Source organism: Rhodococcus sp. A14, from assembly GCF_011603105.1.
GTDB lineage: Bacteria > Actinomycetota > Actinomycetes > Mycobacteriales > Mycobacteriaceae > Rhodococcus_F > Rhodococcus_F opacus.
In genome coordinates, this window is record NZ_JAAOQS010000354.1 from 1 (window position 1) to 239 (window position 239).

Annotated in this window: 1 protein-coding gene; it reads left to right on the plus strand. The window is 61.9% G+C overall.

What is annotated here, in order from left to right:
- Window positions 1-19 precede the first annotated feature (19 nt).
- Window positions 20-239: hypothetical protein (locus G9373_RS46115; protein ID WP_206034054.1), on the plus strand; the 220-nt coding region annotated here is incomplete at its 3' end.

Genomic DNA, 239 nt, shown 5'->3' on the forward strand with positions numbered 1-239 from the left:
GATCAGCCAAATGATCACGATGAGCGTCACGAGCCGTCCGATACGCATTTCCGACCTCCCGTGTGGGCACCGGCGCAAGGCCGATGCACGTGTCGTACTCGAACGCTATGTCCTCGAACGCTATGTCCTCGAACGCTATGTCGACGACGTGTCGGTCGGCTTCGCGTGTGCTCCATGGGTATTCGTGGAGTCCGTGCCGGTGGGCCGACCGTTGGCAGGCTTTGCACCCGTGGTTCGGG